Below are 659 nucleotides of genomic sequence, written 5' to 3'. Positions count from 1 at the left end.
GCGTGCGCCGGCGCGACCGGCACCACGCGCGGCGGCGGACGTTCGCGCCAGCGCGCGGCCAGCCAGAACAGCAGCAGCGCCACCAGACCGAAGAACAGCCAGCCATAGATCAGGTGGTCGACCCCCACGGCCAGGCGCATATTGCTCAGGTGGCCCAGCATGACGATCAGGTAGGCGCGCACGCCATTGGCCAGGATGGGCACGAGCAGGGCGGCGGCCATGACAGCCAGGCGCCGGCGCGCGCTGTGGCATTGCAGGTGGGCAAACAGCGCGCCCAGGGCCAGCGCGGCGATCAGGTAGCGCAGGCCGCTGCACGCCTCGACCACCGACCAGTTACCCGTGGGCAGCGAAAAATTGCTGCCGTCACGGAACACGGGCACGCCCGTCAGCTGCAGCGCCGTCACCGTGAAACTGGCCGTGAAGTCGATCAGCGGTTCAAGGAAGACTTCGCCAAACGGCACGGCGAGGAACAGATACGCAAGCGGGAAGGCCAGCAGCCGCACGGCCGGCCAGCCCAGGACGGCCAGCACGCAGGCGGGCAGCATGGCCGTGGCCGCATATTGCTCGACCACTTGCACGTTGGCCGCGTCGGCCAGCAGCCAGGCCAGGCCCAGCACGGCCAGCAGCAGCAAGCCCGGCGCGGATGGCCGCTGCGGCAG

General features: G+C 70.3%; 1 protein-coding gene. It reads right to left on the bottom strand.

Annotation, left to right across the window (positions count from 1 at the left end):
• The coding region (gene xrtA / locus JaAD80_RS29275; RefSeq protein WP_146012625.1) for an exosortase A at positions 1–659 on the bottom strand (659 nt) is incomplete at both ends.

The sequence above is a fragment of the Janthinobacterium sp. AD80 genome (genome assembly GCF_002878455.1).
Classification (GTDB): Bacteria; Pseudomonadota; Gammaproteobacteria; order Burkholderiales; family Burkholderiaceae_D; genus Janthinobacterium.
Note: the sequence above shows the minus strand (reverse complement) of the source record. Positions and strands in the feature narration are given on the sequence as shown.